This is a genomic window from Klebsiella huaxiensis, from assembly GCF_003261575.2.
Taxonomy (GTDB): domain Bacteria; phylum Pseudomonadota; class Gammaproteobacteria; order Enterobacterales; family Enterobacteriaceae; genus Klebsiella; species Klebsiella huaxiensis.
Map to the genome: position 1 here is coordinate 5614208 of NZ_CP036175.1, position 14467 is coordinate 5628674.

Annotated in this window: 12 protein-coding genes and 4 pseudogenes; 7 read left to right on the forward strand and 9 right to left on the reverse strand. The window is 47.1% G+C overall.

The window, feature by feature from the left end:
- Positions 1 to 95: 95 nt before the first annotated feature.
- Both DA718_RS26770 and DA718_RS31180 read left to right on the forward strand, forming a co-directional pair.
- A complete protein-coding gene (locus DA718_RS26770) occupies positions 96 to 1100 on the forward strand; it encodes a cation diffusion facilitator family transporter (protein WP_053390103.1) in 1005 nt (334 codons plus the stop codon).
- 207 nt (positions 1101 to 1307) lie between these two features.
- Positions 1308 to 1508: an ArsR/SmtB family transcription factor gene (locus DA718_RS31180; RefSeq protein ID WP_425267832.1), complete on the forward strand. Its 201-nt coding sequence runs from the start codon at positions 1308 to 1310 to the stop codon at positions 1506 to 1508.
- A 384-nt stretch (positions 1509 to 1892) separates the two neighbouring features.
- Here DA718_RS31180 and DA718_RS26780 read toward each other — a convergent pair whose 3' ends face one another.
- The 3 genes from DA718_RS26780 to DA718_RS26795 form a co-directional block, all read right to left on the reverse strand.
- Positions 1893 to 2141, reverse strand: coding sequence for a hypothetical protein (locus DA718_RS26780; RefSeq protein ID WP_016154436.1), 249 nt, complete (start codon positions 2139 to 2141; stop codon positions 1893 to 1895).
- Between the two features lie 280 nt (positions 2142 to 2421).
- Positions 2422 to 4560 (reverse strand): AAA family ATPase, encoded by a 2139-nt coding sequence (locus DA718_RS26790; protein ID WP_009654821.1) that lies wholly within the window; start codon positions 4558 to 4560, stop codon positions 2422 to 2424.
- 283 nt (positions 4561 to 4843) lie between these two features.
- Positions 4844 to 5428 (reverse strand): MFS transporter, encoded by a 585-nt coding sequence (locus DA718_RS26795; RefSeq protein ID WP_009654820.1) that lies wholly within the window; start codon positions 5426 to 5428, stop codon positions 4844 to 4846.
- 408 nt (positions 5429 to 5836) lie between these two features.
- On the opposite strand from DA718_RS26795, the gene DA718_RS26800 reads away from it, so the two are divergent.
- Positions 5837 to 6463: a Cap15 family cyclic dinucleotide receptor domain-containing protein gene (locus tag DA718_RS26800; protein ID WP_016154438.1), complete on the forward strand. Its 627-nt coding sequence runs from the start codon at positions 5837 to 5839 to the stop codon at positions 6461 to 6463.
- Positions 6456 to 7592: a nucleotidyltransferase-like protein gene (locus DA718_RS26805; protein WP_009654824.1), complete on the forward strand. Its 1137-nt coding sequence runs from the start codon at positions 6456 to 6458 to the stop codon at positions 7590 to 7592. Before DA718_RS26800 ends, DA718_RS26805 begins: the two co-directional genes overlap by 8 nt.
- Positions 7593 to 8031: 439 nt before the next feature.
- On the opposite strand, the gene DA718_RS26810 is transcribed toward DA718_RS26805, so the two are convergent.
- A complete protein-coding gene (locus DA718_RS26810; RefSeq protein ID WP_016154439.1) occupies positions 8032 to 8361 on the reverse strand; it encodes an NIPSNAP family protein in 330 nt (109 codons plus the stop codon).
- 489 nt (positions 8362 to 8850) lie between these two features.
- Here DA718_RS26810 and DA718_RS26815 point away from each other — a divergent pair.
- Positions 8851 to 10047 (forward strand): annotated as a pseudogene (locus tag DA718_RS26815) (IS3 family transposase).
- Between the two features lie 240 nt (positions 10048 to 10287).
- Here DA718_RS26815 and DA718_RS26820 read toward each other — a convergent pair.
- From DA718_RS26820 to DA718_RS26830, 3 genes and pseudogenes are all read right to left on the reverse strand, one after another.
- The gene (locus DA718_RS26820; protein WP_032443218.1) at positions 10288 to 10497 is read right to left on the reverse strand and encodes a YdgH/BhsA/McbA-like domain containing protein; all 210 of its coding nucleotides are present in this window, start codon (positions 10495 to 10497) and stop codon (positions 10288 to 10290) included.
- A gap of 437 nt (positions 10498 to 10934) precedes the next feature.
- A pseudogene (locus tag DA718_RS26825) lies at positions 10935 to 11084 on the reverse strand (integrase core domain-containing protein); the annotation flags it as partial.
- A 30-nt stretch (positions 11085 to 11114) separates the two neighbouring features.
- A protein-coding gene (locus tag DA718_RS26830) for an IS3 family transposase (protein ID WP_085954962.1) occupies positions 11115 to 12265 on the reverse strand; the annotation gives its coding sequence in 2 pieces (ribosomal slippage) (positions 11115 to 12004 and positions 12004 to 12265; 1152 coding nt in all).
- Between the two features lie 58 nt (positions 12266 to 12323).
- On the opposite strand from DA718_RS26830, the pseudogene DA718_RS26835 reads away from it, so the two are divergent.
- Positions 12324 to 12962, forward strand: a pseudogene (locus DA718_RS26835) (transposase family protein); the annotation flags it as partial.
- A gap of 284 nt (positions 12963 to 13246) precedes the next feature.
- Here the strand turns inward: DA718_RS26835 and DA718_RS26840 are convergent.
- On the reverse strand, positions 13247 to 13597 hold the full coding sequence (locus DA718_RS26840) for a DUF3147 family protein (RefSeq protein WP_016154441.1): 351 nt from the start codon (positions 13595 to 13597) through the stop codon (positions 13247 to 13249).
- 290 nt (positions 13598 to 13887) lie between these two features.
- Here DA718_RS26840 and DA718_RS26845 point away from each other — a divergent pair, with 290 nt between their 5' ends.
- Complete coding sequence (locus DA718_RS26845) at positions 13888 to 14100, forward strand: YdgH/BhsA/McbA-like domain containing protein (protein WP_009652456.1); 213 nt, start codon at positions 13888 to 13890, stop codon at positions 14098 to 14100.
- A 120-nt stretch (positions 14101 to 14220) separates the two neighbouring features.
- Here DA718_RS26845 and DA718_RS31095 read toward each other — a convergent pair.
- Positions 14221 to 14364: pseudogene (locus tag DA718_RS31095) on the reverse strand (Tn3 family transposase); the annotation flags it as partial.
- Positions 14365 to 14467: the final 103 nt, after the last annotated feature.

Genomic DNA, 14467 nt, shown 5'->3' on the forward strand with positions numbered 1-14467 from the left:
TGCCGTGGAAGGAATGGATATAAAAACCCTTTACATGAACACATATTCATATGTTATATTGAAGGCATCATGTATAACCAACCGCTTGAGGCCCTATGTCACAATCACATGATCACGAGCATGACCATACTCCAGCAGTAACCAGTGCAAACGAGCGTAAAGTCCTTATCTCCTTCCTCATGATATTCACATTTATGGTGGTCGAAGCTGTTGGAGGGATACTTTCTGGCTCATTAGCATTGCTGGCAGATGCAGGCCACATGCTTACAGATGCAGTAGCTTTGGCGCTGGCTTATGCGGCATTCCGTTTTGGCCGTCGAGCTGCTGATAGCAAACGAACCTTTGGATATTTGCGATTTGAAGTCATCGCGGGATTCTTTAATGCCCTGACACTCTTCGCTATTGTGGCGTGGATTGCATATGAGGCATGGGAAAGGTTACAAGCTCCACCAATTATACTGGCAGGCCCAATGCTGATCGTTGCCATTGCAGGATTGTTGGTCAACATATTGGTATTATGGATCATGACCCGTGGTGAGACCGATCATGTTAATGTCAAAGGTGCTATTTTACATGTGATGGGTGATCTATTGGGTTCTGTTGGCGCTATTGTCGCCGCTATTGTCATTTACTACACGGGCTGGACACCGATTGACCCAATACTTTCCGTTCTTGTCGCAGCACTGGTTTTACGTAGTGCCTGGAAATTATTAGCAAAATCGCTGCACATCCTGTTAGAAGGAGCGCCTGAAGATGCCTCCCCAGACAAGGTGGAACAGAGACTAATCAGTTCTGTTAAGGGCTTAGCAGCCGTAAGTCATATTCATGTCTGGCAAATAACCTCAGGTCGGACGATGGCAACACTGGAAGTAAGAGTCAAGGAAGATGTGGACGTAAAAGACGTTGTGAAGCTTGTAAAACAAGAACTTTATGAGCAGTTCAAAATAGAACATGCAACTGTGGGAATCGACTGGAATTACGATCAAAACGATAATACATGCAGCCTTTCACCGACAAAACTGCGTAACGAACACGAACACGAACACGAACACGAACACGGAAAAAAGCATAACCATTCTAGTCCAGGCCACAAACATTAATCAGGCCTCTGGTGATGCACTATCAATTTAGGAGGGAGAATCATAATGTCCAGCACATCAGATTGCGGCAACATACAAGACTGTTCCGCGACAGATCATGTCGCGGAGCCAGATCTATCAATGCTCTCGCAAAACGACATTGGGCAACTTTCCGAGATTTTCCATCTACTGGGGGACCAGTCAAGACTACGAATCCTGCTTTACTGTATGCGTGGTTCGGTCTCTGTAGGCGACATTGCTGAGTCGCTCCAGTTATCACAATCTCTGGTCAGTCATCATCTGAGGTTGTTACGAAGTGCAAGGCTTGTTCGCGGAGAGAGAAAGGGTAAGTACATATTTTATAGCATAATGGATCACCATGTAAGTCATGTTCTTCAGGACATGGTATTTCACATAGCTGAAGAATAACCCGAATGAATTTTGATAAGTAGAGCTTGTGTAATTCCAACTCACCTTAGTTTTTCATTACTTTGGTGAGTTGTTTCATCATTAATTTATTAAAACCTTAATAATTAACCTTTTAATAATGAAACCTGCCCCCTTCCCTTGTATGTAATAAATACCTGATGGTTCACTATCACCAGATAAAGCGAAGTGAGCAGGCCACCTCATGAAGGAGAAACCTTGCTTTGCAAGCTTATTGAATAGCCACGGATAATCTAGTTTGTCTGCTTCGTGCCAAAAGCGGACATTGCTACATCACAATGCGTTATGGTCAACATCAGAATGCAGCCCTTGTGTTGTGACGTGTAGTCTGGCCTAAACGCAGTTGCACTACATTACCTCGTGGGGTCAGCGACGGCCCCGTTTCAGTTCACGTACACAGGGATCATACTCATCTGCATAGCCACCAAAGTCATGGCTGGGCATGAAGTACCACTTTTCACCTTTCCAACCAGCGATCCGGGTGGTCGGTTTGGTTTTATTCAGAACAACAATACAGACGCCGACGGGAGACACTGGAGGAAGAAGTCGTTGCACCACACACTCACGATTGCCCACATCAATCCAGTCTTTGACGTGAATTTCAGGATGGTTCATTGTTTATCTTCATGTGATGGAATTGCTTACCGTAATGCATCCGATTACCGTGCAAGATCATGTATCCTGTCGCCTTCCTGCTCCCTTGAGGTGGCGCTGCCTTGGTACAGTCAGCACTCTGAATGTCAGGCCCAGCCGCGAGGCCGGAAGCTCATCAGGTCGCTGCGGTAGGGGAAAACGGTCCGGGTAACAGACCGTAATCGCCTGCTGGTGGTTATTGGCCCTGACTGGAGCCGCACTGAAAACTGAAGCGCATTAATATACTCGCGCCTCCGACAGGTCAGGCAATTTCTTCCAGCGCATCGTCATTTGCCGGTGGAGGAGGAAGTATAAGCGCGTCGCACTCCCTGATGACATATTCAGGAATGAGATCAAACCGGGCAGGATCCAGCTGACAGATAAATTCATTTTCAATGTGGTAGGTCTCATTCATGAATTTACGTATTACTGCGTTCTCGAGTCCGGTCTGAAGCAACCTGAACACCTGCAGTTTCTCGTAGCCATTACGGCAGAGCAGATAAAGCGCACGTATACGATCCGGGTCGGTGAGCTGAACGAAAGTGGCCTGGTAGTCAAAGCCGGGAATGCGATCGGCGATTGCCTGGCAGCCGAAGGCAACTTTTTCTGCGGACATTTCAGGATGTCCCACTCCCTGCACAACGGGTTCACGGGTGTCGATGGGCGTTTCACGGTGATGAAAAAGGTTTGACAGCACCTGATAGGCATCACCGAGGTCGTCCATAATTTCATAATGTCGGCGAAGATAGATCAACTTGATGATGTCTTCACTATCAGAGTCAGTGACAGACTGGCAGATCTGAGCAAAAGTGCGGATATCACTTTCACCGATGAGCTGCTCGGTGATGCAGCCTGCGCTGTAGTGCAAGTGTGAGGCCGTAACCAGATTACTGAACAGCTTCCTGACGGACTTCAGTGTATCAATAATAGGCTCAACATCGTGAGTCAGCATCAGTACCGTTTCATTTTTCAGGCACTCACCGGTATTGCGGCGAAACAGCATCTCCAGGATGGCAAATTTCTTGTTCTTATCAAACGATGAAATCGGGTCGTCAAGAATGATCAGGCCTGGCTTCTTGGCTAAGCATTCATACATAAACAGAACAATGGCAAAGGCGTTGCGTTCACCGTAGCTGAGATGCTGGCTGCCGCCGCTGACGTAGCCTTCAAAGTCTTCGTGGCGCAGTTTCAGCCGACATTTATCGCCTTCCCCAGTGATATCCACCTGATAACGATAGCCTGCGTAAGCCAGAAAGGTATTGATATCGGTTTTATGCTTGAGGATCAGCTTCTGCATGCCCTGACGCTGCTTATTTATTTGACCCTGCAGGCGTCCGGCCTGCGTCGTCAGGTCGTCTAAAGAGGTATTGAGACTGGCTACGGTGCGGGCCGTTTTATCCGACTGCAGCTCCGGGAAAAACTTCACGTCTAGGCGACAGGCTTCCAGTGCAGCCTTGACGTTGGTTGAAGCGCTGAACGTAAAGCCGTTAAGAGTCTTAAGGGTATTCAGCATATTTATCAGGCTGTCTGTCTGCTTCTTCACTGTCACGAGATATTCTTCGTGCTGTTTTTCCAGCCCACTTTTTAGGGTTGTAATATCAGCGAGGCGGGCACGGGCAGGCTCTGAAAAATATTCGCCGAGTTTATCTAGCACGCCGATCAGGCCGATCAGGTTTTTAATGACAGCCTTATCATACTCCGCGCTGACGCGGCTAATCTGCTCGGCCTTTTCACGGGAGTCGCCAGTACAGAACGGACAGCAGCCGTCGGATAGCGCGGAGAATTTCTCATACCCCCGGGTCTGCCACTCGATCCACTCTACGCTGCTTTTACTTTGGATGTACGGCTTATAAGATTCCAAACCGTCGGGAATGTGCTGAAGCTTGTTGCCAGCGGATAAGCCTTTCATACCGGTAGACGTTTTTGCAATCCCGGTACTACTCAGCTTAAATGCGGCGCTGAGTTCCCCCAGGTGCGTGATGAATTCTTCAAGCCCGACGTTATCAGCAAACTGCTGCCGTATGGCCACGACCATGGCTTCGATTTCGCGTTCTGTCTCGTGATACGCTTCACTTTTGATGAAGATGTCAAAACTATTACTTACTAACTCGTCTGGTTGAAAAGTGAATTGATCGACATATTTTTCATTAAAGCACATGACGTTTTGCAGGCCATCGACACCAGTTACCCTAGGCTGTACTGCATCGGGATTAGAACCACGGTATCTAAACGGAAGCAGGTCGCTGAGACCCTGTTCATCCCCGTTTACCGTACACTGAATCGCGCGGGAAATGGTGCTTTTTCCGGTGCCGTTAGGCGCAAATTTAATATTTAGTTTTTTTTCTGCCAGAGTTATATTTGCTTTATCGATGTTATTACAGCAATTAATTTCAATTTCCATACCTAATCCTTTACGGCAAAGACACTGAGCAGGCCCCGTATATTGCAGGCCCGATTAATTATTTAAGCTGAAGCCAGAACATATAAGCACCGTTTCATTTTTGAGTAAAGCACTCCGGGATTCGCCCTTGGTACCGCAGCGCCGGAGCAGTTGTTTTATAGAGCGTATGTACGGCGCTTGTGATGTATGTCCGCTTCGTGCCAAGAGCGGACATTTGCACCCTCAGTACCCGCACCAGACTAAGCCGGCTCAGCAATGTCGGCGTTGCTGATACTGACAGACGTTATGCCGTTTTAAAGCGACGTTTCCGGTGTATCACCATGAGAGCGACAATTACCGCCACCGCAATTGTCGCGGTCCCCCGGAAGACGACTGATGAATCTCCTAGGATGATTTCCATGAATGATGATAAAAACTGGCCGGAGAATATAGCCATAGAAAGCCAGGCAAGGTTACGTCCCCGGACGCGAGCGTGACTCTGCTCGACTGTCATATGATTCACAAGCGGCACCGACAGACCAAACCCACAACTCATTAAAACCCCGCCAGCGATGTAGAACACTACATTATCAGCGAATGAAAATATGAAATGTCCGGCAGCGTAGCAGCTAAACGCCGTGTACAGATTTCCGTACTCACGTAAACGCGCTATGAGGCGCGGCATCATCGCAGCAGCCCCGACGGCGACCAGTGAGATAAACGACAGAAAGTATCCGGTTTCTGCTGCCCCAATAGCCATGCAGCTAAACACCTGCGGAATGATGATAATGCTGGTGAAGAAGCAAATCATGGACAGCAGGGCTGCAAAAAGCACAGGCGCTAATCGAGTCGCACTCACCGATTCGCTTTCTCCGGCGTTTTCATTCATGTTTTCTGTCCCAGAGGACAATTGTTACGGCACAAACGCCAGCTGCATAACCAGAAGAACCTAGGCAAAAAGATGAAGCAAAAACGGCCACTGCCAGCCAAGGGTTGCAAGTAATCCGCCTATAAACAGAAAAATGACACCGCCCAGCTCAATCAACATTCCCTGCGAAGGTATCATTTTCAGGCAAGCCTGACCGCTATGAAACGAGGAAATCAATCCGGTTCCTGCTGACATGACGATGGCGGTATCTGACTGAAATCTGGATGTATCTTCTTCCAGATCTACTTAAAACTCGTTCTGATAACCATACCGAGAAATAACTGTCAATCCATCCATATCTAGGGTTTGATATAGTAAAATTACCTATATATAGTTTTTTTAGTTTTCATCTCACTTGGACGCCATTTCATGAAAAGTCACGAGTACATTGTGATTTGCGGTTTTAACCGCAGTAAAGTCGGCCGATATATTGCCATTGTTGCCTCAGTTATATCGTTCGTTCTGATTTTACTAGCACTCACACTAATCGAATGGCTGAAAAACTTTCACATTAACAGCCACATACCTGCCTCAGTTTTTTCACTTATTAGCGCCGGTGGGATCTACATGGGGTTGTATACATGGTTTGATAAAAATCTCTGGCATAACACCTACCTCGGGAAATTTTTATGTGTGCCAAATCTTGCAGGCCGCTGGAATGTTGAAGGCCATACCCGATCTGAAGGTGGTAAACCCTGGGAAGGTGAGCTGAGAATTGTCCAGTCATGGGACAAAGTCAGAATTCATCTGAAAACTCAATCATCGCATTCGGATAGTGTGACAGCCTCCATCATTCATGACGAGGGAATTGGTTACCAGCTGCTTTATAACTACCGCAACCAACCCAAGACAGGTGAAGAACACCTGACTTCACATGTTGGATTCGCAGAGTTCAGGTTCGACGACGGACTCAAATCTGCTGAAGGCCATTATTTTAACGGTCAAGGCCGGGCTACTTACGGAACAATGACAATCACTAGGATCGACAATGTCTAATTCATTTAGTGCGCGAATTGAACGCATGAAGTCTCGTCGTAAAGGGACATTCGATCAATTAAACGTAGCCAGAGAGTCAATCAGTAACCAGAGGATTGATGGACTGGAAAACTATGCTTTGCTAGAAGGTTTCCTGGATTTAAATGAAAGTTGGGAAACCAGGGGAAAACAAGATTCTGCAACCCGCTATGTTATAGGTGCCATGCAACCGGTTGATAACCGCTATACCGAAATTTCTTTTGAAACTGCCAAGCGTATTGAGAACCAACTGGTAAAGAAATTAGATCTTAATCTGGAGTTTCGTGTCCAAGGCTCTGTACCACTGGATATTCATATTAAAAGTTTCAGTGATGTGGATCTGCTGATTATAGACACTCAGATGCTTATTTATGATAGCGACGGTATTGGCCGCTACACCCCTACGAACAAAAATGATGGGGATGTCATCCTTGAACTCAGGGATGCCGCTAGGGATGCCCTGAAAGCAACTTTCCCTGCGGCAGATGTTGATGACAACAACGCCAAATCTTTGAGAATAACGGGAGGGTCTTTGCAGAGAGAAGTGGATGTGGTGCCAAGCATCTGGTGGGATACCAAAGAGTACCAACATACTAAAGATGTAGATCAACGTGGGGTCACTATTATAGATAAAAACACACGTCAACGTATCTACAACCTACCTTTCCTCCACATCAAACGAATTAAAGACAAATGCGATCAATGTAATGGAGGATTGCGTAAGTCTATTCGTTTTCTTAAGACACTAAAAGCGGATAGTGAAGCTGAGGGTACTAAAATTGAACTCAGTAGTTATGATATTGCCTCGCTGATGTACCACGCAGATGGTAACAATCTCCGACATAGCCAATACTACGAGCTGGCTGTCCTTGTAGAGACTCACAGATGGCTAAATTATCTTGCACAGAACCCTAATGCTGCAATGCTGCTCTACGTTCCAAATGGCACCAGAAAGATAATTGACAAGAATGAAACTTTTGCCGAATTGCTTAAACTGACGGGAATGGTCAATAGTATTGTCACTGAGGTGCTGCGTGAAATAACCGGCCAGCCTACTGAATATTACACACCCGCCAAAGGAATTTTACTTATAAAACAAGCGGTTTACTAACAGGATGCTATCAAGATCCACTTAATAAGTGGATCTTGAATCATCCGCGACTATTTGCCGGACAGCGCTAGTCATTCCGGCTTAAGCGCTATTATGAGATTTATTTCCAGTTTAGTATGAGTCTCCGTACTAATCGTTGATTGAAGAGACATACATGCTGGATAACTCTTAATGGGGTCAGTTTGGATATCGAAAATTATTGTACGTTAAGGCTGATTTTTTGTAAGTACCCCACTTAAACGCCCCATTCTCTTTCAGAGACCCTCTGGCACATGGATTAGGTTTTCCGAAAGCGAACTTCCGCTCTTCGCTCATAGATGCCGGTCAAACATCCCGCATTCAGCATGTGAGGCGGTAGCCTCATCTCTGATGTACTGAATAACAGTAACGTCTTGCTGGTGTGTCTATCCCGGCTTTACCATGACGTATAGCGATAGGGTCAGTGGGTTCGTAAATGCTCAACGGCACTCTCAGTGAGAGTCAGTACCGATTTAACGCTGATGCTTATTCTATCGATAATGGCCTGCCGGGGACCATGACGCCATGCTTCGCTATCATAAAAGGTGTCCTGGGCAGTTTTCAGGTGAGAGAGGCTGTTATAAGCCCTGATCAGATAGTAAGCATCGTCGTCATGTGCTGATATACCATAAGAAATAACATCCATTCCCACTGAACGGTGAAGTGGAACACTCACTTCTTTCATTATTCTATGAAAGTCTTTTCCAGTACCGGGTTTGAGGGTGTACAGCAAAAATTCGACAGTTTTCATCTTCGATATCCTATTCTGTTTTTCTCATCATAGCGAATTATGGCGACGTGTAGTCGTGAAACCGAACAGAAGAACTGGACTGCCAGGCTGTCCCCAGCAGTTATGGCTCTGAATGTCTCATGCGTGCCAGGAGCGGACGTTGCTAACATAGAGATGCTCTAATCTGCAAGGAGCAGCTCCCCCTTTATCAGACAATCTTGTCTGACGCTCCGGACAGAAATATGCTGGTTTTATCTGTTCAGAACACTGAACTATGTTCGGGAAATCACAGAGTCAGGCTAACGGAATAGAATAGTGAGCGGTGTCTTAACCCCTTAAATCGTAAAAGCACCGGTTGATAGCTGATGATGAACGCTTCTCTGATTTAACCAAGCATCGGCATTGAGAATGAATCAAAAAAGTGAAAATATCAAAGGGTAATAGCCTCCGTTTGAACCGGACACCTCACCAGTAAGACATAGTCATAGAGCTATGTTTAAGGAGTGTCCTGTGCAAAGAATCGAAGTGATCACTGGCGAGCAAAAACGCCGTCGTTATACTCCTGAAGAGAAAGCCCGTTTTGTTGCGCTCGCCATGCAGCCCGGCTACACCGTCTCACTCGTTGCCCGGCAATATGACATCACACCCAGTCTTCTTTTTAAGTGGAAACGGCTCATGAACGAGGGTGGAAAGTCTGCGATCGTCGCTGGCGACGAGGTCGTCAGTGTCTCCGAGGTCCAAGCGCTGGAGAAAAAAGTCAAACAGCTTGAACAAATGCTGGGCCGCAAGACGATGGAAGCCGAAATCCATAGGAACGCGCTTGAGATAGCCTAGGCAAAAAAGTTGATATCGCGCATGCCATTGCTGCCACCGGACGATACCTCCTCATCCGAATAGCAGAAGTGCTCTGCGTATCGCGTTCGAATCTTTATGAACGGCTGCTAAAGAAGCGCCAGCAGCGGCCAGCCCGCTATAGCAAAGATGATGACGCCCGACTGTTACCGCTTATCCGCCAGATATGCAGCGAGCGGGCGACAAACGGCTACCGTCGCGTGACGGCACACCTCAATCGTGCGCTGAAGGAACAAAACTGGCGGGTTAACCACAAACGCATTTACCGGATCATGCAGGCGAATAACCTGTTGCTGGCAAAATCTGGCCATAGAAAGCCAGAGCACAGTCATACCGGCAACGTCGTGACACTCAAGCCGGATACGCACTGGTGTTGAAATCCGCTGCTTGAATCGGGAAGTCGTGCGGGTAGTGTTCAGCCTTGACTGCTGTGATCGCGAAGCCATCTGCTGGTCGGCGACAACAGGTGGAATAAACAGCGTTATGGTGCAGGATCTGCTGACAGAGAGTGTGGAAAAGCGCTTTGGCAATACGCTTTACCTGCCACATGCCGTTGAGTGGCTGACCGATAATGGCTGTTGCTACATAGCGGACTCAATAAGAACGTTCGCCACCTCACTCAGGTTCATCGTGTGTACGACGCCAGTGCGCAGTCCGGAGAGCAATGGGATGGCTGAATCGTTCGTTAAAACGTTCAAGCGTGACTACGTGTATGTTAATGACCTGCCGGATGCCATGACAGTGATGTGAAAACTGACGGAATGGATGGAAGACTATAATAACTGGCATCCCCATAAAGGGCTGAAAATGCAGTCACCAAGGGAATACAGAAGTTCGCTGCTAGCTATAAATTAACCGTGTCCGTTTTAGCGGGGGCAACTCCACAAAGAGGACGTGGAGCTAAAATATTTGCACGGATAAAAAACCATACTTAACTATTAGTATTACATTAAAAAAATACGGACTCTTTATCAGCAGTCCGCTAAAGTCTATTCAAGGAAAAAACATGTGGCATATCAAGCATTAAAAATTAGTATATAGTGGCAGATTTTATCAAGGTATATATTCCTATAGATACCCTAAAATGATTATCTATTAATCCCCTAATTTAGCGGTCATATGCACTCGATTACCAGTATACGCAGAGAGAATTTTGTATGACGTTTGTGCTTCTTTTGCTTTAGCAGCAATTTTTGCTTCTGCACTGTCAAGAGTGGAAGCAGTTACGCTGACCGTCTGCGCCATACCAGAGAATGAGACAACAGAGAGAAAACCAGCTGCTGCGAGAAGTTTGATATTTTTCATAGTGATAACCCTAGTAAAGTTAATGTTCATCATAAGAGCATACTGCTCGTTTCCTGTTGATGAGCATTAAAAACCCTGCAACTACTATAGGGTCAATACTTTTTATTGTATTTTTTATATAGCGCTGACTGTCTTGAACATCCACTTATCGAGAAATTTTTCTTAAACAATAAAATTCACTCATAATCAATAAGATATGGCAATTTTTATATCGTTTTACACTGAAGATATTTTTTCTTACCCCATTTATATAGGTTTCAAAATATGTCTTTGCAGGTAATTGGAGGCTGGAACTCACGCATTCCTATCCCCTTCCCTTCAAACAACTCTAGCTTTACTCTGATCAAAAGAATAAATACCCAGACATTAAATCACGTGACATGAAATGCCAAAACTGTCTAAATAAACTGGACTGACCCCAGGATTAGATATAACCTTCAATTAGTAATGTCGGTTGGTTTTTCTTCATATTTCCCGTTTCGCCAGCCTGCTGGAAATTCAGCTGGAGTCTGGTAATCCAGCGATGAATGTGGACGGCACTCGTTATAATCCTGCCGCCAGTCATTAATCGTTTTCCTGGTGTGAACTGATCCTACCCACGTAATGTGGACACGGCCCTAAGCAAGGTTCTGGTTTTCAAATTGTTCAGGACTGAGCCCACCACAGGCACTGTGGCGACGCCAGCGATTGTAATCGCACTCAATATAATTAAATACAGTTGTTCTCATCATTTCCCGGCTGATAAAGCGTTCACCGTGGATGCATTCCACTTTCAGCGAGTGGAAGAAGCTTTCCACACACGCATTGTCGTAACAGCAGCCTTTCGCGCTCATGCTCCCGCGCAGATTATGCCGCTTCAGCAACGCCTGATAGTCCGCTGAACAGTACTGGCTGCCACGGTCAGTATGAACAATGACATTTTTCGGGCGTTTACGCCGCCACAGCGCCATCTGCAACGCATCGCAGGTCAGTTGTGCCGTCATTCGCGGTGCCATTGACCAGCCGATGACAGCTCGCGACCACAGGTCAATCACCACTGCCAGATACAGCCAGCCTTCATCGGTGCGTAAGTAGGTGATGTCTCCCGACCACTTCTGATTCGGGCCGCTGGCGTAAAAGTCCTGCTTCAGCAGGTTCTCAGACACAGGCAAGCCATGCTCACGATAACTGACCGGGCTGAACTTGCGGGCTGCCTTTGCCCGAAGCCCCTGGCGACGCAGGCTGCCAGCTATCGTTTTGATGTTGTAGGCCGGGAGCTCATCCGCAAGCCGTGGCGCACCATACCGTTGTTTTGCATCAGTGAATGCTCTGAGAACCGCGGCATCACAGGCCAGACGGAACTGCTGTCGCGTGTTTATCTGATGACGCCGGGAGCACCAGGCATACCAGCCGCTACGGGCCACGCGCAGCACCCGGCACATGGCTTTGATGGTGAACTCAGCCTGATATTTTTCGATAAAAACATACTTCATTTCAGGAGCTTCGCGAAGTATGTCGCGGCCTTTTGGAGAATAGCCAGCTCCTCTGCCTGCTCCGCAAGCTGGCGTTTAAGCCGGGCATTTTCAGCATCCAGTTCGCTTTCGCGTGCAGATGATGTCAGTTGTTGCTGTTGTTTTTTTCGCCAGCCATAGAGTTGCGATTCATACAAACTGAGTTCGCGGGCAGCGGCAGCGACGCCAATGCGTTCAGCAAGCTTCAGAGCTTCCTGGCGGAATTCGGGAGTGTGCTGTTTACGCGGCTTTTTACTGACGGTTACTGATTTAGTCATGTGAGCTACCTCTGGTTGAGAGTTTACTCACTTAGTCGCGTGTCCACTATTGGCGGGTATCTGTGCCAACAGCTCTCAGGCCAAGGGCCGCGTTAAGCGCGCCAACCTGACGCTGCAGGAGCGGCTGGTTAAGGAGATGTGCCTGGAGAATATCACCTGCATTGATGCCGCCAACGCCTGGATCGAAACGTTCATCAGCGACTTCAACCACCGCTTTGCCAGACTGGCAAAATACCCGAAAAACCTTCACCGCACGGTCTAGAGAGCCACCTGGAACTGGACGACATTTTCGCCTGGCAGACGCTTCGGACGCTCTCAAAAGCACTGACTTTTCAGTATGAAAAAATCCTTTATCTGGTTGATCCCACTGACGAAAACTCACGCATAGTCGGAGAAGAAATCCTCGCTTTTGATTATACGGACGGTACGCTCAAATTCCGCCATGGAAACAGAACACTGAAATATCAGATGTTCGATAAGCTGGACTGCATCAGTCAGGGGCGCATCGTTGATAACAAAAGGCTTGACGCGGTGCTGAAGCTGGCGAAGGAAAAACAGGATGAGCTTGAAGCCGCAGGAAAAAGAAAGGCGCAGCCAGAGTATGCCTAAAAGGCGGGCACAGATTCAGGCTCAGCTCAGAGCCATCAATCCGGTTCTGGCTGAACCCTCTCTTTTCAAATCAAGCCTGAAAAAATGAGCTCACTGCCCTTTTTTCTTCATCAGAAATCAGCAGAAAGTGACATTTAAAACCGGGAAATCAGGGTGACATTATCAATAAGGAAAGACAGCGAGTATAATAGTTGTAATATCCGCACCTCCCCAGAACATCTGAATTTGTCTTTGACAGAAAGAACCGCGCTTCCGGCAGGAAGCCGGCCCCCTTGAAAACTCTCTTATCCTGTTAAAAAGCCTGATATGGTTCGGAGTTAGTCGGTGTTTCCTCCGGCAATAGTGCAGTTGGCTTCACAACAGCGTACATTATCACATCAGATTTATGCCAAAACGGCGTAACGCACTGGCCCACAAAAAGAAAATAAGGACGGTTACGACGCAGCAGCTACCCAGCGTGATCCAAAAGCCAAATCGCTGACAGAAAACAGGGAATAGTAAAAACATAGGTAGTGTCGGCACTACATACCAGAATGTATACCACGCATGATTGGCTATTTTTTGCTGACTCTGTCCTTCCAGCTTCATCCACACGAGCACAAGCACAGTAACCAGGGGAAGCGCGGCGACAAGACCACCAAGCCGATCACTACGCTTGGCAACTTCAGAGATAAAAACAACCATTCCGGCGGTGATCGCGTACTTAATCAGTAGCCATAACATCATAAACCCTCACTAATCCTGTAAGTTAACGGCCCTGCACCGACCTATCTCCCCAGCGCAATCCCGGTTTCGCGGTGTCTGTTACGGCCGTATTTTCTCATGCCTCGTCAGCCACGGTGAGGCTCTTTCAAGAGCTGGGTTGTATGAAAACGAAAAAACACAGCCAACAATAATTTACAAAATAACTTATTGACCCTGTATTTACTACAGGGTTTTTAATGCACATCAACAGGTGAGACGGCGATGATGCCGGTATCACCAGATGACCAGATAACCCAAGGAATATGACCATGAAAAATATCAAACTGCTTGTTGCTGCCAGTATGCTCTCCGTAGTCTCTTTCTCTGGCTTCGCCCAGTCAGTCAGTGTTACTGCTGACACACTCAGCAACGCGGAAGCGAAAATTGCCGCTATCGCCAAGGAATCCGGTGCTTCGTCCTACCGCATCACCAGTGCTGACCAGAACAACTTTGCCCGCATGACTGCAGTCCTAGATAAGTAACCCGGGACTGTACTACCCTGAACCTGACCAGTTAACGCAAGAGATGGTCGCAGAGCAAATAGCCGGACTGGCTGTCCCCCAGTGGGATGCATCTGGTTCCGCTGGCGACCTCACACGCAATCCCTCACTGTAACGTTTTCTGATCTCACCACGCTGGCCATAACAGATTGCCCTAGCCACTGCATTACGACCTTCTCTCCGGTTAAGCTGAGTCAGGATACGTCGGCGATAATACTCATCATAAATATAATTAAGAAGGTATAAATTGCTTCATTCGGCGCACTATTGTAAACGTTTTTGGCGGGACAGGATGTACTTGTGTGTACGAAACCGAGGGCCAACAATAAATATTGATTTAATGCAAAGG